The following is a 21239-nucleotide window of genomic DNA, read 5'->3' on the forward strand; positions in this document are numbered from 1 at the left end:
TTTGTTAAAGCGTAATTACTTTAGCCGCTTGATTCATTGTTTCAACAATTTCGTACATATTAGTAATAGATCCGATAGCTAAGGTGTCTGTTAAATGATAAAAATCTAAACAGGCCCCACACGTTTGAATCGTGGTTCCCTTCTCCGCTAATTGTTGCAAATCATCTAAGGTATTCGCTGCTTGATTCGTTAAAAACGCCCCTCGATTAAAGAATAATAGCTGTGTAGGAACAGTTTCTGCTTCTGATAAGGATTGAAGATAACTTTTCATTAATAGTCGTCCTAGCTGCTCGTCTCCAGTACCTAATTGATCGGAGCCAATCGTAATTACTAAATCTGTTGCTGACTGACTTGTTTGTTGAGTCGCTTCTTTAGGTACCGTAATTTTGACAGAGAAAACCGTGGCTTCTATCTGCTTCGCAGTCAAAGTGGCTTGTTTTTTAGTAGCTAATTTTTTTAAATTTTCAATGGCTACTTCGTTATCGACTAAAACCTCGATAGTGCCTCCAGCCAAACCTAGCTCCGCCAAGGCTTTTTTCGTTTCAATCACAGGTATTGGGCAAGGTTTTCCCAATGCATCTACTAATTTCATATTTGGCCCTTCTCTCTATAAAAGTACTACTGCTTGTTGTTCTTTTGGCAGAACCTCGCCAATAATTTTGGCAACAGGGTCCTCTTTTTGAATAGCTGCTAAACAGGCTGCCGCTTCATCAGCAGCGACACTAATTAACAGTCCGCCAGATGTTTGTGGATCAAACAAAAGTTCTTGCATTTCCATAGAAATTTTTGAATAATCGATTGTCGTTCCGATTGTTTGTCGGTTTCTTTGCCCAGCTGCAGTGACTAAACATTCTCCGGCGTAGGCCAACGCTCCTGTAATGGTTGGTAACGCTTCTGTATCAATCAGTAATGTTACCTGATTATCAGCCATTTCTTTTGCATGAATTAATAGACCAAACCCAGTCACATCAGTACAAGCATGTACTGCGTAAGATCGAGCATTCACAGCGGCATATTTATTTAAACGTTCCATCGAATCTTGCGCGATTTTTTGTTCCCTCTGCTTCGCTAATTGCCCCCGAACAGCCGCTTGAATAATTCCTACACCTAATGCTTTAGTTAAAATCAAGACATCCCCCACCTGTGGCGTATTATTATGCCACAAATTTTCTGGATGAACTTCTCCAGTTACCGCTAAGCCATACTTGGGTTCATGGTCATAAATCGAATGACCTCCCGCCAGTAAAGCGCCCGCTTCCTTTAATTTTAAGCTGCCACCCAAGAGCATTTGTTCCAACCATTCTTTTGACATCTTTTGTGGAAAACAAACAAGATTTAGCGCATAAAGGACTGTTCCGCCCATGGCATAGACATCACTTAAAGCATTAGCGACCGCAATTTTTCCAAATGATAACGGATCATTGACCATTGGTGAAAAAAAATCAACCGTTGAAATCAAAGCTTTTTCAGGCGTTATTTGGTAAACCGCGGCGTCGTCGGCATGTTCAAACCCGACGAGTAGCCGCTCATTTGCCGGTGTTTCGGGTAAGTGTTGCAACAATTGGTTCAGTACACGGGATTCAATTTTTGCCCCGCAGCCGCCTGATGTACATTGTGATAAAAAATCCATGCTGTCCGCTCCTTCTCAAATTAGTAGTTCTTGTAAAGCGTGAATTGTCCAAGTAATTTCTTCAGGCGTTGTCTGCCAACCAAAGCTAAAACGTAAGGTGCCAGTTGCTAAAGTCCCAGCTGTTTCATGGGCTAATGGTGCACAATGCAAACCTGCGCGCGTCATAATGCCATATTGTTCTGCTAGTTGCTGTGCCACCACTGTTTCTTCCTGATTCCATAGTGTGATAGAAACAACAGGGACAGTTTGTGCCACGTCCTTGGTTCCTAAAATTGTGACAGGTAACCCTGATAAACCATTAAAAAAATTCTGCATTAAGGTTCGTTCGTGCTTTTGAATCGCTGCTAAACCAATTTTATTCAACTCTTTAACAGAACTATTTAAGCTTAGAATACCTAAATTGTTTAACGTACCAGCTTCAAATTTATCTGGTAAAAAAGAGGGTTGATCAAAGGAATTAGAATGGCTACCAGTGCCGCCCGTCATCAGTGGTTTGACCGCTTCAGCCCCTCGCTCACTAAAAGCTAACCCACCAATACCTGCTAATCCATATAAGCTTTTATGTCCAGTAAAGGCTAACACATCAATGGCCATCTGGGTCATTTTTATTGGTAAAAATCCCGCCGTTTGAGCCGCATCCAAAATAGTTAGTAATCCTTTCTGTTGAGCCCATTGAAAACATTCTTCAATGGGTAAAATGGTGCCTAAGACATTGGATGCGTGTGTCATCACCAAGGCTTTTGTATTCGTTCGCCAGGCTCGCTGAATATCTTCTATATCTAATAGGCCAGTTTTTTGACAAGCAACATACGTCACTGAAATGCCTCGTTCTTTCTCAAGCAAGTGAAGAGGTCTGGCTACTGCATGATGTTCTAACATGGTCGTAATTACATGGTCGCCAGGTTGTAAAAGTCCTGCTAATGCAAGATTTAAGGAAGTTGTTGCGTTATTTGTAAACGTAATCTGAGCCGCACTGGGTGCCTGAAAAAAGTCTGCTAACAATTGACGTGTCTCTAAAAGAGGAAGCCCCTCTCTAAGCAAAGGGGCATTTCTTCCGTAATTCATGAACTGATTTTCTGCTAAATAGGCAGTCAAAGCCTCAATGGTTGCTGGAAATTTTTTATAGGAAGTCGCTGCATAATTTAAATAAACCAAGTCCTTCATACGTTTTTCCTCTCTAACTATTGGTTTCTTGAATTAATTTTCTGTACTCTTCTGGCGTATCGATATCTTTTAAACGGCCAGGAGTCGCTATTCTCAGCATCTGAACTGCTTCTGGAAAGCGTTCACAAATCATGCGTCCGCCTGTTTCACCAGTCAATGTTAATAGTTCTTGTCGAAATTGATTACCGAATAATACTGGACTACTAGGACAACCATCTTTTTGTAATGGCACTACAATTTTATTTCTCTGACATTTATCTAACACGGGTTGTAGCATTTTAGGTGTTAACAATGGTTGATCACTAGGTAAGTATAAATAGCCAGCTCCCCGAGCTTGTTCGGTTCCTAAACGAATACTGCTACTTTGCCCTTCTTGCCATTGATGATTGAGAATCACCTGAATGTTCTTAGGTAAAGGAAACGCTGGCTGATTCTCAGGCGAAACAACTAAAATCCGTTCTAATACGTCTAATTGATTCACTAAGGTTAACGTGTGCTCTAAAAATGTTTTTCCTTGATATTTTAAGAACAATTTATTTTGGCCCATCCGTTGTGAATTGCCCGATGCTAGAATAATGACACTAACGAGTGACATGAGTTGTCTCCTTTTATCTTTTTTTCTTTTGATAAGGGGTATTTTCTAAAGGCAGACTTGGTCGGAGCTGACCATCCAAGGCAAAATATGCGCCTGCTAAAGCTGGTGCGGTAGGGATCGTTGCTAACTCACCTACGCCTTTAATTCCATAAGCTAAACCTTCGTGAAGATTGTCAGCATGAACCAAAATTGTTTCAATTGGTGGTACTTGAGTGGCGTTCACTAATCCTAGCGTTGCATATTTTGCTTTAACATAGCCTTCTTCTAAGGCAAATTTTTCAGTTAAAGCATACCCCATGCCCATCGCAATCCCACCTTCAATTTGACCTTCAGCAGCTCGTGGATTCACCACTTGCCCCATATCATACGCAGCCACAAATTTAGCTACTTTTCCTTTGTCATCTAGAATAGCTACTTCAGCAGCATAACCATAACCAGCATGACTAACTGGACTTTTTTTATCATTGATTAATGGATCCGTTTTCGCTGAATATTCCCCATAAAATTCTTCGCCTTCCAAATCACTTAAAGCACGTCCCATATCAAGCTCATACCGTAATTGCATTGCCGCTCTTCTAGTAGCTTCTCCTGTGAAGAGTGACTGCCTCGAAGCCGTTGTTGTTCCTGAATTCGGCGTTCTTCTCGTATCAGGTGCTTCCGCAACAATCATTTCTGGTGGTAAATTTAATGTTTCACAGGCAATTTGCGTCGTAACGGTTGCCATCCCTTGACCGATACAAGCAGCACTTGTGCGGACATGTATTTTTCCTTCTTCAACAGAAATAATACAACGCCCTGTATCAGGTAGCCCCACACCCACGCCACTATTTTTAAAGAAACTAGAAATTCCAGCAACTTCCGCTTGTTCATAGACGTCTTTAACCGCTAACAAGGCTTCTTTTAACGCCGCATTTTTCGAGACCAATTGTCCATTCGGTAAAGTATCTCCTGGGGCGACGGCATTTTTAAAGCGTATTTCCCATGGTGATAGTCCGACTTTTTCTGCTAACAAGTTTAAATTACTTTCAATTGCAAAAGCCGTTTGGCAAACACCAAATCCACGAAATGCACCTGCTGGCGGATTATTAGTATATACAGCAAACCCTTCCACATCAATCGTTTGATACTTGTAGGGACCTGCCGCATGTGTACAAGCCCGTTGCAATACTGGTCCTCCTAAAGAAGCATAGGCCCCAGTATCCGCATAAATCACTGCTTTCATTGCAGTTAAATTGCCTTCTTCATCACAGCCGGTCGTAAAGTCCATTTCCATGCCATGGCGTTTGGGATGAACCATCAAACTTTCTTCACGGCTTAGCAGTACTTTTACTGGTTTCTTCAATAACCAAGCGGCTAAGGATGCATGATGCTGAACACTCATGTCTTCTTTCCCACCAAAACCGCCACCAACAAGTTTTGATTGAACATGAATTTTTTCCTTATCCAGTCCTAACATCCGAGCCACTTCCCGTTGTTCATCATAGATACTTTGACCCGCACTAAAGAGTAAAATGCCCTCACCTTCAGGCTGTGCAATCGCACACTCGGGTTCCATAAAGGCATGTTCGTTAATTGGTACGGAATAATGTTCTGTCACTACAAACGCAGAATTTGCTAATACTTCATCTGCGTTGCCACGTACCAAGTGTTCATGAGACAAGATATTGCCCTTTTCATGAATAGCTGGTGCACCTTCTGCTAAAGCAGCTTCACAAGAAGTAAGCGGTATCATTCCTTCGTAATCAACTTCCACTAAATTTTTTATCTCTGGTAAGGTTTCTTTTCTTTTTGAAACAACGAGTGCCACTGCATCCCCAACATACCGTGTTATTTCTCCTTCTGGAATCATTACATCCCAATCGGAAATAAATTCTAAATGACCAATTTTATTATTTCCTGGAACGTCTTTAGCTGTGAACACAGCCACACAGTCAGGATGCGCCAATGCTTGGGTACTATCGATTGATAGAACTTTTGCGCGAGGATAGGCACTCCGCAAAGCAGATGCATGAAGCATTCCTTCTATGTCAATGTCATCTACATAAATCCCTGTTCCTAAGGTTTTCTCCACTGCATCGACCCGTTGGAAGTCTTCCCCTAATTTACCATTTGAATGTTCTTCCGGAATGCTCGTTTCTTCACAAAACATTTTAGCAGCTAACTGAATGGCTTCTATTATTTTCACATATCCTGTACAACGACAAATGTTCCCGCGTAAAGCTTTCTGAATGTCTTCTTTTGTGGGTTCGGGTTTCTTGTTCAATAATCCTTGTGCCGAAATAACCATCCCAGGGATGCAATATCCGCACTGAACTGCACCCGTTTTTGCAAACGCATAGGCGTAGACATCTTTTTGCCGTTGGCTTAAACCTTCGATTGTCGTGACTTCTTTACCAGCTAATTTTTCTAAAGTAAACAAACACGCTTTGGAAGCCTTTCCATTTACTAGCACCGTACATGCGCCGCAAGAGCCCTGGTTACAACCATCTTTTGTTCCAGTTAAGCCCAGATCCTCCCGCAAAAAGTCCATTAATTTTTTGTTTGTTTCACAGGTTTCACTTTGACCATTTACAATAATTGAATACATTTCTTGCACCTCGATTTCTGATATAGTTTAGTGTTCAATCACCTAGATTATACCACAAATCTTCGTTCTAAAAATTATTTTTTAGCGAAAAAACTTTTTTATTTAACTTAAAGGTCCTCATTATTGATAGCGTTGTTGAATTAATTCTCCCGCGATGCTAATCGCTAACTCTTCTGGTGTTTCGGCTGCAATATCTAAGCCAATTGGCATGAAAATTCTTTCAATTTCAGTCATTGTATAACCGACCTCTTTTAACCGTCGAACTTGTGAAGCAATTTTGTGTTTGCTCCCCATCACACCAATATATTTGGCTGGTGTTTCCAATAACTGTTTGGCAACGATGAAATCAAAATTGTGTCCTCTGGTAATCACTATACCATAATCGTCCGCCGTTATTTCAATAAACGCAGCTAAATTTTCTAAAGGAATAACCCGTAGTTCCTCAGCTTGTGGAAAGGCTTGTGCCGTCAAAAATTCTGGACGATCGTCCACTACAACGCAATAAAACGATAAATAGTTTAAAATAGGTACCAATGCGCGTGCGACATGACCACTTCCAAAAATATACACTTTCCCTACTTGGAGGATCGCTTCTGTTAAAAAAGTGATTTCCTCTTTTTGCTCACAATGGATACCTTTAGGTAGCAAACTTAATTCCCCCTCCCAAGAAGTGGAACCAATCAATTCGCCTGTTTCACTATAAAAGGATACTTTTCCTAAATTGTTTTGATCTAGTTCAGTCATTAACCAACCTTGTTGATTATTTTGAAAATGCGTTTCTATGGACTCACACAACTCTTTTAAAAATGGCGTTTCCCATGAAAGATAATGGAAAAAAATCGTGACATTTCCGCCACAGACCATGCCTAAATCAGCAATATTATTCGGGGCTAAAATAAATTGACGTTGTGCATTTTCTTTCTCAAGAAGTAGCTTTTTTGCCACTTGTTCAGCCTGAAATTCAACCGCCCCACCACCAACAGTTCCGGCTATTCTACCTTCGGCGGAAACCAGCATTCTAGCCCCTTGACTTCGTGGTGTAGATCCTGAACTTGTACCAATCGTTAATAACATCGTGTCTTGCTTTTCCAATATTGCCTGTTTCAAACGCTGAAATACTTCTCTCATTTCAGTTCCTCCGATACTACATCCTGTTCTTTAAAGATTTCTTCAAAGCATGCCTCTACCTGTTGATACACTTTTTTCTCAAATAAAAGATATTGATCAATCAACTCTTTTCCTTGATCCGTAACAATTGACCCGCCACCATTACAACCACCAACACTTTTGATAATTAATGGAAAAGATAGCTCTTCTTCAGCTACCCGCACAATCCGCCATGCCTTATTATAAGACATTTTCATCTCTTTTGCCGCTAAGTTTAGTGACCCAGTTTGCTGAATTTTTTGTAAAACTTCGACAACGCCAGGACCAAAAAAGTTCCGATCTGTTTTTAATTTTAAGTTTAGGGAATACGTAAACATCTTCTCCTCCTTTATTCGTTCATTTTTTTATAGATAACGTAAGGGAAAAAGGATACGAAAGCTTACTCACTTTCGTATCAAAAAAAGCAATCTTCACTCAAGTGCTACACGCTTTTTTGGTTTTAAAATGACATTTAAAAGGACTGCTACCAAAGTGGTTAAGATAACTTCCGAATTACCGAAAATCGTTGTTACCCAAGTTGGAAAACCAGCTAAGCTTCCAGTAGACAATGTGACACCAATTCCAAATGCTAGAGCTGTTCCGACAACCCCAGTATTTCGAGGAGTCATTTCCTGCGAAGCAATCATCCGAATACCTGTCATAGAAATAGAAGCAAAAACTGAAATCGTTGCGCCACCAATTACCGCGTAAGGAATCGTAGTTAATAACGCAGCTACTTTCGGAACAAAACCAGCAATTAATAATATAACTGAAGCGAAAACCAGAACATACTTATTAATCACTTTTGTTACCGTAACCAGACCAACATTTTGTCCAAAAGTTGCCACTGGGATTGATCCAAATAAACTGCCAATAAAGTTAGTGAATCCACTTCCCATAATTCCGCCAGATAATTCTTCATCCGTTGCATCTCGATCCATTGCTCCAACCGTTGTTGCTGTAAATTGACCGATGGCTTGAACAGCATCAACAATAAACATCACCACAAGCGTAAAGATTGGTACCAGTTGAAAATCCAGTCCAAAATGAAACGGGGTAATTACCTGAACGATTTTAGCATTTTGAACTGGCTCAAAACTAACCATCCCTAAAGCTAAAGAAATCAAATAGCCAATAACCATTCCGTTTAAAATTGCTGATAACTTCAAAAATCCTTTTGCAAAATAATTGAAGTAAAAGACAATCGCAAAGGTTAATAATGCAACTAACCAATTCCGGGCTGAACCAAAATCAGCACTACCAGCTCCTCCTGCCATATACTTAATCGCAACAGGAAACAGGGATAGGCCAATACTTAAAATAACCGTTCCTGTTACTAAAGGCGGAAACAACACACGGATTTTTTTAATGAACAAACCAACAATAATAACAAGAATACTGCCAACTAATTGTGAACCAAAAATTGCTGCAATCCCAAAATCAGCTCCGATGGCCATCAAAATCGGTACATACGCAAAACTTGCCCCCATCATAACTGGTAACCGTGAACCCACTTTTCCAAAAATAGGGAAAAGTTGAATTAACGTTGCAACTGCTGAAAAAATCAATGATGTTTGAATCAAAATAGTCGTATCACTAGGACTTAATTGGCAAACTTTGGCAATCATGATTCCCGGTGTGACAATCCCTACTACTGCTGCGACAACGTGTTGCAATCCCATCGGAATTGCTTCAGAAATTGATAGTTTCGCATCATATTCAAATAATGCTTGCTCTTTTTTTTCATTCATAGGATCGTTTCCTTCTTCTTTTTATTCTAAAAGGATTGTTCCCCTTAATCAGTAAAGAATGCAATCCTTTTTCCCTCAGAAACATCTTAAAAATTATCCTTTGGCAGCAACTGCTTCAATTTCAAATAAACCATCTTTTGGCAACTTGGCTACTTCTACACAAGAACGTGCAGGCAAAACTTCTGAAAAGTAATTCCCATAGATTTCGTTAATTTTGCTAAAATCAGACATATGTTGTAAAAACACCGTTGTTTTCACAACATTATCATAGGTCATCTCGACCTCTTTTAAAATCGAACCTAAATTGATAAAAGCTTGTTTTGCTTGTTCTTCCACTGTAGCCTTCATTTCACCCGATTGCGGATCTAATCCTAGTTGTCCAGAAATGTACAACGTATTTCCCGCTAAGACAGAATGTGAATAAGGTCCTACAGCAGCTGGTGCCTGTGCAGAATTAATCATTTTGTTTGTCATCGTTTTCCTCCATTCTATGATTCTTTATTTTCAATTAAAGTCCCTGTTTTTCCAGATAATCCTTCTTTGGCTTTTTCTAATAACGTAATCAATGTTTTTCGACCTGGCTTAGATTCAGCAAACTTAATCGCTGCTTCAACTTTTGGTAACATTGAACCTGGAGCAAACTGACCTTCTTGCGCATATTGTTTCATTTTTTCTGTTGAAATATTCCCTAGGGCTTCTTGATTTTCTTTACCAAAATTAATACAAACTTTTTCAACTGCTGTTAAAATCACGAGCAGATCAGCATCTACTTGTTCAGCTAGTCGTTCACTACAAAAATCTTTGTCGATGACTGCATTTACACCTTTTAGTCGGTTCCCTTCTTGAATGACTGGGATGCCACCACCGCCGCCAGCAATGACTGTTTGGCCAGCATCAACCAATGTTTGAATCGTGAGAAGTTCGACAATATTTTTTGGTTTAGGAGAAGCGACGACTTGGCGATAACCACGGCCAGCATCTTCCATCACTTGTATATTTTTTTCTTTGACTAATTGTTCTGCTTCTTCTTTTGTCATGAAGCGGCCAATTGGTTTCGTTGGTTTTTTGAACGCCGGATCATTTTCATCCACGACCACTTGAGTGACTATGGTGGTGACGGCTTTACTTATATTTCGCTGACGCAACTCTTCTTGTAGCGCATTCTCTAAATCATAGCCAATGTAACTTTGACTCATGGCTACGCACATGGATAACGGAACAACTGGATATTGTGGATTATTAAAGGAAAATTCTTCCATAGCTAATTGAATCATCCCCACTTGAGGACCATTGCCATGAGATAAAATAACTTCATATCCTGCTTCAATCAAATCTGCAATCGCTTTGGAAGTCTGTTTTACAGCAGTCATCTGCTCCGTCAAATTATTTCCTAAAGCATTGCCACCTAAAGCTACTACGACGCGTTTGCCCATTGCTTCACCTCATTTTCTGTTTTATAAAAAGGACGATGCTTTTTCTTTTTCACAACGAGTTTTCGTATTAACTGTCTGTTGTCGTTGCATGAAGTCAACGCACATGACTAAGCGTTCTTGACTCGAGACAATCACACATTCATGAATAGACTTGGGAAGGTCTTATTTGTTCATGTTGAAGAGGCAACTTCTAATGATTCATTGTGTAAAGAAAAAGCATCTGTCTTCATGCCAAATTCATTATTTTACTTCTCTTGGTGTCGCTTTATCCGCTAAGTCTGTTAAGGTTTTTTGCGGATTTTTTACTTTACTTAAGAAAATCATAGCCGCAATAACATACGGTTTGTAGCTAGCTTCTTTGTAAAGTTCGACCCGATAACGATCGAAAACAGAAGCTTCCACTTCACCTTCTTCACAACTTACACCAGTAATATCAGCTGGTAGACAATGCATATACAAAGCTTTGCCGTCTTTCGTTGTTTTCATCAATTCTTCTGTACATTCCCAATCTTTGTGCTTTTTATTTTGAGAAAGTAATTCTTGTTCTAATTGATCAATTCCTGCTTGGTCACCATTGCCATATAATTCAGTTCGCTTTTCCATTGCCGCAAAAGGTGCCCAGCTTTTCGGATAAACAACATCCGCATCTTTGAATGCTTCTGCCATACTATTCGTTTTAGTAAAGTTTCCACCAAATTCTGCTGCATTTTTCTTCGCAACTTCTTCTACTTCTGGCATAATTTCATAACCTTCTGGATGTGCTAAGACGACATCCATTCCTAAACGGGTCATTAGACCAACAATTCCTTGAGGAACAGATAATGGTTTTCCATAAGATGGTGAATACGCCCAAGTCATGGCAACTTTTTTCCCTTTCAGGTTTTCAATACCACCAAATTCATGAATTAAATGCAACGCATCCGCCATTGCTTGCGTCGGATGGTCAATATCACATTGTAAATTCACTAACGTTGGGCGTTGTTCTAATACCCCATCTTTATATCCTTCTTGGACAGATTCTGATACTTCGTGCATGTAAGCATTGCCTTTACCAATGTACATGTCATCACGAATACCAATGATATCAGCCATAAAAGAAATCATGTTTGCTGTCTCACGAACAGTTTCTCCGTGAGAAATTTGACTTTTTCCTTCGTCTAAATCTTGAACTTCTAAGCCCAAAAGATTACACGCTGAAGCGAAACTAAAACGTGTTCTTGTAGAGTTGTCGCGGAATAAAGAAATTCCCAAGCCACTATCAAAGATTTTAGTTGAAATATTATTTTCTCTTAAATAGCGTAATGTATCGGCAACTGTGAAAACAGCTTCTAATTCATCTCTTGTTTTTTCCCAAGTTAGGAAAAAGTCATTTTCGTACATTTTTTCAAATTCTAATTTATCTAATTTCTCAATATATTCTTTAAACGTTTCCATTCCATCTGCTCCTTTTTTCTTGTCTAATAATCCTTTACTTAACCACAATAGACCGTTGGTAATGCCGCATAAACGGCTGCACAACGAACCAAATCATCTTTCCAAGTTTTTTCATTTGGTGCATGTGCTTGTGCTTCCGCCCCTGGCCCGAAACCAATACAAGGAATACCATTACGTCCCATAATTGAAACGCCATTTGTTGAGAAGGTCCACTTATCTAACAATGGGCGTTCTTCACGCATTTCCACTGTTTCTACAGAGCCTTTCCGTGTTTCTCCATAGAGATTTTTATGCGTTTCCATCAAGGCTTTTGTTACATCATGATTTTCTGGAATTACCCACGTTGGGAAATAACATTCAATTTCATAAGTTAAATCCGTATAAGAAGGACGATCATAGTTGTACATTGAAACCGTCACATCATCTCCATATTTTTTAACAGCTGGTAAATTACGAATTTCTTCTAAACAACTTTCCCAAGTTTCTCCAGCAGTCATTCGACGGTCTAGTGAAACGGTACAGCCATCCGCAACAGCACACCGACTTGGTGAAGAATGGAAAATTTGCGAAACAGTCACCGTACCACGACCTAAGAAACGGGCTTCTTGCCACTCTGGATTGTACTTAGGATCTAACATACGAACTAAACTACGAATCGCTGTGCTTTCTGTATCTCCATTGTTGTTTAAGGCACGAACATCTTGTAAGATATCCGCCATTTTGTAAATGGCATTATCTCCACGTTCTGGTGCTGAGCCATGACACGAAACGCCTTTGACATCAACTTTAATTTCCATTCGGCCTCGTTGACCACGATAAATCCCACCATCTGTTGGCTCTGTTGAAACAACAAATTCTGGACGGATACCGTCTTCTTTGATAATGTACTGCCAACATAAGCCGTCACAGTCTTCTTCTTGGACAGTAACTGTTACTAAAGCAGTATATTTTTCTGATAATAGACCTAAATCTTTCATGATTTTAGCGCCATAAATAGCCGAAACAATCCCGCCTTCTTGGTCAGATGTACCGCGACCACCGATCTCAGTTTCTGTTTCATAACCATCGTAAGGATCAAATTTCCAGTTACTCATTTCACCAATTCCGACAGTATCCATGTGCCCATCAAAAGCAATTAATTTTTCACCAGACCCCATATAACCAAGTAAATTCCCTTGAGGATCAATGTCAATTTTATCGAAACCTAATTTTTCCATTTCGGCTTTTGCTCGCGCAATTTTGTTGCCTTCTTCTGCACTTTCTCCTGGAATTTTGACAAGGTCTCTTAAAAATTTGACCATATCTTCTCTGTAACCTTCTGCTGCTGCATTTACTGCATTAAAATCCATTCCTTTTACCTCCATAAAATTTTTTTATAATTGTCTGGATCAGTGTCCCCTTCGGTAGAAAACATTAAAACGTTTGACGTCTCATCCAGTTGCAATGCCTCACGTAATTCTTGATAGTCGGGATCTTGCATCACTGTAGCTACTAAGCCCATTGCTACTGCCCCAGATTCGCCTGATACAACTTGCGGATCCCCTTTTAATGGCGCTCCCAACATACGCATTCCCTTTTCAGAAACCCAATCTGGTGCTGAAACAAAGAAGGATGTATGATTTTTTAGAATATCAAAAGAAATCGTATTAGGTTCTCCACATGCTAGGCCAGCCATAATTGTCTGTAAATCACCATCGACAAAGCGAATTTCTCCGTCTTTTTTAATTGCTGATTGATATAAACAGTCAGCCGCCTGTGCCTCAACTACGACCATAATCGGTGGGTTTTCTGGAAAAGCATTAGCAAAATAACCAATCACCGCCCCAGCTAAACTGCCGACACCAGCTTGAACAAAAACATGACTAGGTCGTTCAGAGCCAAATTTTCTTAATTGTTGAGAGGCTTCTAACGCCATCGTTCCGTATCCTTGCATAATCCAAGTCGGAATTTTTTCATATCCGTCCCAAGCGGTGTCTTGAACCATGACACCGTTTTCAGTTTCTTCGGCCATTTTATTAGCCATTCGTACACATTCATCGTAATTAACTTCTTCGATTGTGACGGTTGCGCCTTCTTTTTCAATATTTTCTTTTCTCGTCTGTGTTGAACCCTTCGGCATGAGTACAACTGATTTTTGGCCTAATTTATTCGCAGCCCAAGCGACTCCTCGTCCATGGTTGCCATCAGTTGCTGTAAAAAACGTAGCTTGTCCAAAAGCTGATCGTAATTGATCAGAAGTTAATTCATCATATGTTAGTTCCAAAACATCTTTCTTTAATTTTTCGGCAATATAGTTAGCCATGGCAAACGAACCACCTAATACTTTAAAAGCATTTAAACCAAAGCGATAAGATTCATCTTTAACAAAGAAATCATTTAACCCCAGATACGCGGCCATATGATTCAATTCTGCTAATGGTGTTTCTGAATACTGTGGAAAACTTTTGTGAAAAGCCAAAGCTTTCTCAATTTTTTCTTTAGACATCAGAGGTAAGTACTTATCCTCCGTCTTCGGCATTTCATTTGCTGTCCATTTAATTTTTTCCAAAAATACTTCTCCTCCTTCTATTTTTAAGTTGCTTTACGAAAAACAAATTTTCCTTGATTTGCCAAGATGACTTGCCCAGCTTCAGCAACTTTTTGACCTCTTAAATAAACCATTCGAGCCTGTCCTTGTGTTTCAAATCCTTCATACGGCGTATAATCGACATTTTGTAACTGCGTTCTCGCAGCAATCACGCCGGTTGTTCTAGGATCCCAAACAACTAAATCGGCATCACTGCCTTCTTGCACCACACCTTTTTGTGGATACATCGAGAATTGTTTAGCAATATTTTCAGAAAGCAGAGCAACCATTTTTTCCAAGGTGATTCGGCCCTTCGCCACGCCTTCCGTGTAAATTAATTCTGGTCTCGTTTCAACACCTGGCATCCCATTGGGAATTTTACTAAAATCATCTTTGCCAACTGTTTTTTGTCCGTGAAAATTAAAACTACAGTGATCTGTCGATATTGTATTGATTGCCCCCTCTTTAATCCCTTGCCACAAAGCCTGTTGATCCTCTCGTTTGCGTAGTGGCGGTGAGCAGACATATTTTGCTGCTTCAAAATTAGGCGCATCATACAAGTGATCATCTAGTAAAAGATATTGAGGGCAAGTTTCTACATAGACTGATTGTCCTCTTTGACGAGCCCGTTCCACCGCTTCTAACGATCGTTTTGTGCTTAAATGCACAATATTAACCGGCAAATCAGCCATTTCCGCTATCATCAAATATCTTGCTACCGCTTCTGCTTCAACAGCTGCCGGTCTTGATAACGGATGATAGTGCGGGGTTAGCTTTCCTTGAGAAACATATGATTGGATTAATTCATCTACTAAATCACCATTTTCACAATGAACGCCTAACATTCCATTAACTTTTTTTATTTCCTTCATCGCTTCAAAAATTTCCGCATCTGTGGTCCGTAAGTTATCATAAGCCATATACATTTTGAAGGAAGTAATACCTGCAGCAATCATTTCCTGAATTTCAGCAGCTATCGTTGGGTTCCATTCAATCATGGACATATGGTAAGTATAATCACATGAACTCTTGCCTTCAGCCAATTGATTCCAAGTAGCTAAACAGTCTTTCAATGAGCCACCTTTATTAGGTGTAGCCATATCAATAACCGTAGTCGTACCTTTGGCCACCGCCGCTTGGCTTCCAGTAGTAAAGTTATCCGCCGTACTTAACGAACCTTTGCCATTATTTAATTCCAGATGCGTGTGCGCATCAATAAAACCTGGTAATACATAACACCCCGTAACATCCTCAATCTGAGAATTTTCTACTGGTAAATTTGCCCCCATCTCTACAATTTGCTCGCCGTCAATTCGAATATCCAATTGACGACGATTATATGCAGATACGACGGTTCCACCTTTGAGCAGAATAGACATTTATTTATCCCCCAGTCGTAAATTTCCTTTTATGCTTGCATACAATAAGCATATTCTTCAATCATAGTTACCATTAATGCGATTAAATCTTCTGGTACATCTAATCCTTGATCCGTTAATTGAATTGTTGACACCGTTCCCCATAAACGCAGTAAACAAATTTTATCCACAGGATTTTGAACATAGAAACCTGAATTAGTACTGTCATAAAAATCAGATTCACTGTTAAATAAGGTAAATTTGTCTTTGTAAGGGGCACTTGCATAAGGGCAAAATGTTTCACAGTTACCACATTCGTTACACATCCGATCAACATGAACAATTTGTGGTTTTCCTTCGACGTACACAACAATATTTGCTCGGTTTGGACAGACATCCATACAAGATTCACAAATTGTGGAGCATTCTAAGCAACGACTAGCTTGACTACAAGACATCTCGTCTGTCACAAGGATACCTCGTTTGTTTCTAACAAATGCAACATCACTATTTAAATTATCTTTTTCATAGTGATGATTGTGGACAAGACAAATATTATTGGCCGCTTTGGTTGCATCAGCGATTGCTTCAACAATTGTGGCTGGTCCTAAGTTAGCGTCACCAATGACATAGACGCCTGGTATATTTGTTTCCAATGTGTCTTGATTTGAAACGACTTTCCCATAGTTGTCCGTGTGAATGCCTAATGATTGGTAAAACTCTGTATCTACTTTTTCACCAACAGCGGCAATCACTGTATCAGCAGGAATATCAATCATTTCTCCTGTACCAACTGGACGACGGCGTCCAGAAGCATCTCGTTCACCTAGGACCATTTTTTCACAAGTTAATTGTTGATTTTCATGTTTAATTGGCGAAAGTAATTCTAAAAAGTCGACACCATCTTCTAAGGCTAAATAAAGTTCTTCTTCATCTGCTGGCATATTGCGTTTATTCCGACGATAAACCACTGAGACTTTTTTAACACCAGGTAATGTTGTGGCTGCACGAGCACAGTCCATGGCTGTATTTCCGCCACCAACGACGACAATCTGTTCTCCGTAAGGATTAATCGTTGGATTTTCTCGGTTTGCTTTTAAAAATTCTAACGAGTTCAATGCTCGACCAGATTCTAAACGAAGGACCCCATGTTTCCATGCACCAATGGCATAAATAACATTCGTATAGCCTTGGTTTTTCAATTCTGCCAATGATGGCGCCTCTTGTCCTGTACGGAATTCAGCTCCCATAAATTCCGCTAACTGAACGTCTTTTTGAACAGATTCCATAGAAATTCGAAATTCTGGTACAATCTGGCTACAAACGCCCCCAATTGTCTTGGATTTTTCAAACACAGTAACAGGCATGCCTTCACGTGCTAATAAATACCCAGCAGAGATCCCTGCAGGACCTCCACCCACAACAGCTGTTTTAGGTGCATTTTCTTTTGGCTGTGGCTTTTCTAGTGTCGTCAATAATTCATCATAAGCATGTTCAGCTGCTTCTAACTTCACTTCCCGAATATGAATAGATTCTTCATAAAATTGACGTGTGCATTTGGTCATACAAGGATGTGCACAAATGGTTCCAGTAATAAAAGGCAACGGATTTTTATCGACAATTACTTGCAAGGCCTTTAAATAATTGCCTTCACTTACATAACGAAGGTAAGCAGGAATATCCTGATTGATTGGACAACCACCGTCACTTCGACAAGGAGCGATATAACAATCTGTTAGTGGAACTGTTTTTCTTAGTTTGGTACTTTCTGGTAATTTAATTGATTTTTGGTAACGCGCTTGTGTTTTAGCTTTCTCAACAACTTGGGCTAATTTATCCAAGTTGACATGAACCATCTGAGGATATTCTGCTGCGCCCAATACATTAGCAACTTGATTCATTCGTTGATAGCCACCAGGTTTCAACAGCGTCGTTGCCATAGTGATTGGCCAAATCCCAGCATCAAATATTTCTTTACTATTGAAAATATCTGCACCGCCAGAATAAGAAATTTGTAGTTTCCCATCAAATGCTTCTGATAATTTTTGTGCCAATGAAATACTAAGAGGAAATAGCGAACGTCCTGACATGTACATTTCATCACCAGGTAATTCATTTGCTGCAATCGTTACCGGGAAAGTGTTCGTAATTTTAACTCCGAAGCTTAGATTTTTACTATTGGCTAATAATTGTAGACGTTGTAACATCGGTACTGCTTCTTCAAATTGTAAATCTTCTTTAAAATGGTGATCGTCAAAAACCATATAATCAAACCCTAGCTCATCCATCGTTTGACGCGCATATTCATAACCTAACATGGTTGGATTACATTTAATAAAGGAATGGAGCCCTTTTTCACTTAATAAATAGGCCGCAATTCGTTCAATTTCGTCTGATGGACAACCGTGTAAAGTCGACAGCGTAATAGAATGACAGACTTTAGGACTAATTGCTTCGATATATAAGTCATCTACTTTTTTAAAATAAAATAGATATTTTTTGGCAGCTGCTTGGCATTCCGCCCAAATCGGCGTTCCTTCTGCGTTCTGCATTTCGTTAATATAACGATCAATTTTTGGTGATTGAATCCCTGCCAAATCATAGCCAACACTCATGTTAAAAATGAAACCATTCGGGTCACCTAGCTCAAACTCTTTACTCAGTAACTTCAAAACAAACCATGCTTTGACGTATTCATCATAAGCTTGGGGAACGCGCAATTCTGTGGACCACTCAACGTTGTAACATTCATCCGCTGCTGCGATACATGGTTTACTCACTGGTAAATCTTCTCCATCCAGTATCTGGACTGTCTTAACTTCAAAAAAACGAGAACCTGTTAAATAGGCCGCAATAATATTTTGTGCTAATTGTGTATGAGGACCTGCTGCTGGACCACAAGGGGTTTCCATTTTTTCTCCAAATAACGGAATCGTTTTTGTAGGATCCGCATGATAAAATTTACGAATGCCAAAAATTGTGCCATCTTGTTGATACTCACTAAAAATCCAATTTAATAAAGCCTCAATTGAGATGGGATGCATAATATCACTCATTAACGTCACTCCTTTTATTTATAATGAAAGCTATTGATTTACTCGTTTCCAGAAAGATTGTGCTTGCGTTTGCGCATCATGCCAAACTTTCTCTTCGTCAATTCCTTGAACTTCACGATTACGCATCCGAATTTCTCCATTAATCACCGTGTCAGTAACCATCCCACCATTCATGCCGAATAAAATGTGCATGTTATAATTCTCTTTTGTCATTGGTGTCGGGCCATGATAATCAACAATAATGACGTCTGCTGCTGCATTAGGTTCTAAAACGCCTAGCTTTGTTTTAAAATAGCGATTAGCCATTTGCGGATTATTATCAAACAGCATTGTGGGAATTTCTGCCCAAGCCGCATTTGGATCAGCTAAATGATGTTTGTGGATAACATTTCCTACCTTATAAGATTCCGTCACATCATTCGTATAACCATCTGTGCCAAGACCCATCAAAATACCATACTCATTAAACATGCGCATCGCAGGTGGGCAACCGACCGCATTCCCCATATTCGACTCTGGATTCGTGACCACCATTGTGTCTGTATCTCTTAGTAATTCCATCTCATGAGGTCCAATATGGATGCAATGGCCTGCCATTGTCTGTTTTCCTAAAATTCCTAAATCAAATAATCGGTTCACAATCGGCTTCCCATATTTTTTCAAAGAATCATGAACATCGGCTAAATCCTCTGCAATATGAATATGATAACCAATCCCATCTGGCGTATTGGCTGCACATAATTCTAAAGAAGCATCTGATAAAGTAAAGGCTGCATGCATACCCATCATCGCTTTTTGCATATCATCCTTTCTTAAGGAACTGGCTTTAATAAAGGCGGCATTTTCTTGAACTGCTTCTCGCATTTTCTGCTCACCATCGCGATCAGAAACTTCATAACAAAGGCAGGTCCGAATCCCTAACTCGTCCGCTGCATTAGATAATTGGGTTAAACTCCCTGTAATTTCTCCGTAACTAGCATGATGATCAAAGACAGTTGTAACACCGTTGCGAATACTATCTAAATAAGCAACCTTACCACTTTGATAAGTGTCTTCTAATGTCAAGGCACGATCAATTCGCCACCATTGATCTACCAAAATATCCATGAAATTTTTAGGATGATAATTCGTTAAACTTAACCCACGTGCAAAGGTACTATAAATATGATTGTGCATGTTAATAAAGCCTGGCATAATCACTCCACCTTTAGCATCAATAAATGTCGCTTCTGGATAAGCTTGTTTTAAATCTTCTGTCGTTCCGACTTGTTTCACAACTTGACCATCAATCGCCACACACCCATTTTCAAAAAAATGATTCTGCGCATCCCGAGTGATTAAACGCCCATTTCCAATTAATAACATGTATTCTCCTCCTATTTTTCAACCTATTCCCCACAAGTGGCAAACGCTTACAAATATATCGCTCAATCATTCACGAATATAGCTTGACTAGCTTGGCTAATCTATATCCCTACGAAAAGCATTTGAAGCGCTTGCATTTTTTACTAACGAACTCATTAACTTGATTAAAGTATATCACCTTACCTTAAAAAAAACAATGCTACCTAAAAAATATTTTTTAGAATTTTGACAGCCGTTATCTTGTATTATTATTTTTATCATGCTATCATTATTTTTCAGAACAGGTAGTACGCGACATTAAAGGATTTAGCCCTGCCTATTCCATTTAAAAATATTATGTTAAATTTGACACAATCTTATAAAAACTGTTTGTGCCAGGCACATTAGAAAGGAGCTTATTTATGTTATCCGACGAAAAACTTACTTTTTTAACACAAATTGCTAAAGGTTTAGCTGGTCAATTTGGGGAAAACTGCGAAGTCGTTATCCACCAAATCAATGAAGACAATATTAACAATTCTATTGTTTCCATTGAAAATGGTCATGTCTCTTCTCGTCATCTGGGCGATGGACCTTCTCAAGTAGTCTTAGAAGCCTTAAAAAAAGACCCTAGTGAGTTGAATGATCATATTAACTATCTGACCCGCACCCATGATGGTCGTATTTTAAAATCTAGTACAATGTATTTTAAAGATAAGAATGGTCAACTCGATGGTATTTTTGCTATTAACTACGACATCACTACATTGATTGCTGCAGAGTCAAACTTAAAATCTTTGATTTCCACTGCAGAACCTGAAGAAGATAAAGACCCTGATTACATTCCTCAGGATGTTAATGAGTTGTTAGACGATTTAATTCATGAATCAGTCAAATTAGTTGGCAAGCCGGTCCCATTAATGACGAAGGACGATAAAATCAAGTGTATTCAATTTTTAAACAATAAAGGCGCCTTCTTAGTCACTAAATCTGGGGACAAAGTTTCTAACTTCTTCAATATTTCTAAATATACGCTATACAGTTATATTGATGCGAAATAAAAATGGAAATCGATGGACGATTTGTTGTTAAGACAAGTCGTCTATTCTCTTTTTTCCTTCACTATTCTACTTTTTCTAAAAGACTTTTTAAATAATAGTAAGAAAAAGTAAAAG

Annotated in this window: 17 protein-coding genes; 1 reads left to right on the plus strand and 16 read right to left on the minus strand. The window is 39.3% G+C overall.

Translation table 11 applies throughout. The features are described 5' to 3' along the window. Positions 1-4: 4 nt before the first annotated feature. From yedF to ssnA, 16 genes are all read right to left on the minus strand, one after another. A complete protein-coding gene (gene yedF / locus PYW42_RS10670) occupies positions 5-592 on the minus strand; it encodes a sulfurtransferase-like selenium metabolism protein YedF (RefSeq protein ID WP_002381517.1) in 588 nt (195 codons plus the stop codon). Between the two features lie 15 nt (positions 593-607). Continuing rightward, entirely contained in the window at positions 608-1630 is a 1023-nt protein-coding gene (gene selD / locus PYW42_RS10675; RefSeq protein WP_002400905.1) for a selenide, water dikinase SelD, read from the minus strand. A 15-nt stretch (positions 1631-1645) separates the two neighbouring features. Next, on the minus strand, positions 1646-2794 hold the full coding sequence (gene sclA / locus PYW42_RS10680; protein ID WP_002400907.1) for a selenocysteine lyase SclA: 1149 nt from the start codon (positions 2792-2794) through the stop codon (positions 1646-1648). Between the two features lie 13 nt (positions 2795-2807). Then, on the minus strand, positions 2808-3389 hold the full coding sequence (gene mocA / locus PYW42_RS10685) for a molybdenum cofactor cytidylyltransferase (RefSeq protein WP_002381515.1): 582 nt from the start codon (positions 3387-3389) through the stop codon (positions 2808-2810). Positions 3390-3402: 13 nt separating this feature from the next. Continuing rightward, a complete protein-coding gene (xdh, locus tag PYW42_RS10690) occupies positions 3403-5976 on the minus strand; it encodes a selenium-dependent xanthine dehydrogenase (protein WP_002400909.1) in 2574 nt (857 codons plus the stop codon). Positions 5977-6096: 120 nt separating this feature from the next. Further along, positions 6097-7104 (minus strand): XdhC family protein, encoded by a 1008-nt coding sequence (locus PYW42_RS10695; RefSeq protein ID WP_002381512.1) that lies wholly within the window; start codon positions 7102-7104, stop codon positions 6097-6099. Then, entirely contained in the window at positions 7101-7460 is a 360-nt protein-coding gene (locus tag PYW42_RS10700; RefSeq protein WP_002356595.1) for a winged helix-turn-helix domain-containing protein, read from the minus strand. Before PYW42_RS10700 ends, PYW42_RS10695 begins: the two co-directional genes overlap by 4 nt. A gap of 93 nt (positions 7461-7553) precedes the next feature. Beyond that, entirely contained in the window at positions 7554-8873 is a 1320-nt protein-coding gene (locus tag PYW42_RS10705) for a nucleobase:cation symporter-2 family protein (protein WP_002356594.1), read from the minus strand. Positions 8874-8966: 93 nt separating this feature from the next. Then, the gene (locus tag PYW42_RS10710; protein ID WP_002400910.1) at positions 8967-9347 is read right to left on the minus strand and encodes a RidA family protein; all 381 of its coding nucleotides are present in this window, start codon (positions 9345-9347) and stop codon (positions 8967-8969) included. Between the two features lie 14 nt (positions 9348-9361). Next, positions 9362-10306, minus strand: a complete 945-nt coding sequence (gene arcC, locus PYW42_RS10715; protein WP_002359647.1) for a carbamate kinase — start codon at positions 10304-10306, stop codon at positions 9362-9364. A gap of 240 nt (positions 10307-10546) precedes the next feature. Then, positions 10547-11740 (minus strand): knotted carbamoyltransferase YgeW, encoded by a 1194-nt coding sequence (gene ygeW, locus PYW42_RS10720; RefSeq protein WP_002359643.1) that lies wholly within the window; start codon positions 11738-11740, stop codon positions 10547-10549. A 38-nt stretch (positions 11741-11778) separates the two neighbouring features. Beyond that, positions 11779-13104 carry a YgeY family selenium metabolism-linked hydrolase gene (locus PYW42_RS10725; RefSeq protein WP_002411335.1) on the minus strand — a complete coding sequence of 442 codons (1326 nt, stop codon included), beginning with the start codon at positions 13102-13104 and terminating at the stop codon, positions 11779-11781. Beyond that, positions 13095-14288, minus strand: coding sequence for a diaminopropionate ammonia-lyase (gene dpaL, locus PYW42_RS10730; RefSeq protein ID WP_002397104.1), 1194 nt, complete (start codon positions 14286-14288; stop codon positions 13095-13097). Before dpaL ends, PYW42_RS10725 begins: the two co-directional genes overlap by 10 nt. A gap of 23 nt (positions 14289-14311) precedes the next feature. Then, entirely contained in the window at positions 14312-15685 is a 1374-nt protein-coding gene (gene hydA / locus PYW42_RS10735; protein ID WP_002382662.1) for a dihydropyrimidinase, read from the minus strand. Positions 15686-15714: 29 nt separating this feature from the next. Beyond that, positions 15715-18720 (minus strand): putative selenate reductase subunit YgfK, encoded by a 3006-nt coding sequence (ygfK, locus tag PYW42_RS10740; protein WP_002411334.1) that lies wholly within the window; start codon positions 18718-18720, stop codon positions 15715-15717. Between the two features lie 30 nt (positions 18721-18750). Beyond that, on the minus strand, positions 18751-20085 hold the full coding sequence (gene ssnA, locus PYW42_RS10745) for a putative aminohydrolase SsnA (protein WP_002411333.1): 1335 nt from the start codon (positions 20083-20085) through the stop codon (positions 18751-18753). 401 nt (positions 20086-20486) lie between these two features. On the opposite strand from ssnA, the gene PYW42_RS10750 reads away from it, so the two are divergent. Then, positions 20487-21125 carry a helix-turn-helix transcriptional regulator gene (locus PYW42_RS10750; protein WP_002411332.1) on the plus strand — a complete coding sequence of 213 codons (639 nt, stop codon included), beginning with the start codon at positions 20487-20489 and terminating at the stop codon, positions 21123-21125. Positions 21126-21239 lie beyond the last annotated feature (114 nt).

Origin of the sequence: Enterococcus faecalis, assembly GCF_029024925.1 — a bacterium.
GTDB lineage: Bacteria > Bacillota > Bacilli > Lactobacillales > Enterococcaceae > Enterococcus > Enterococcus faecalis.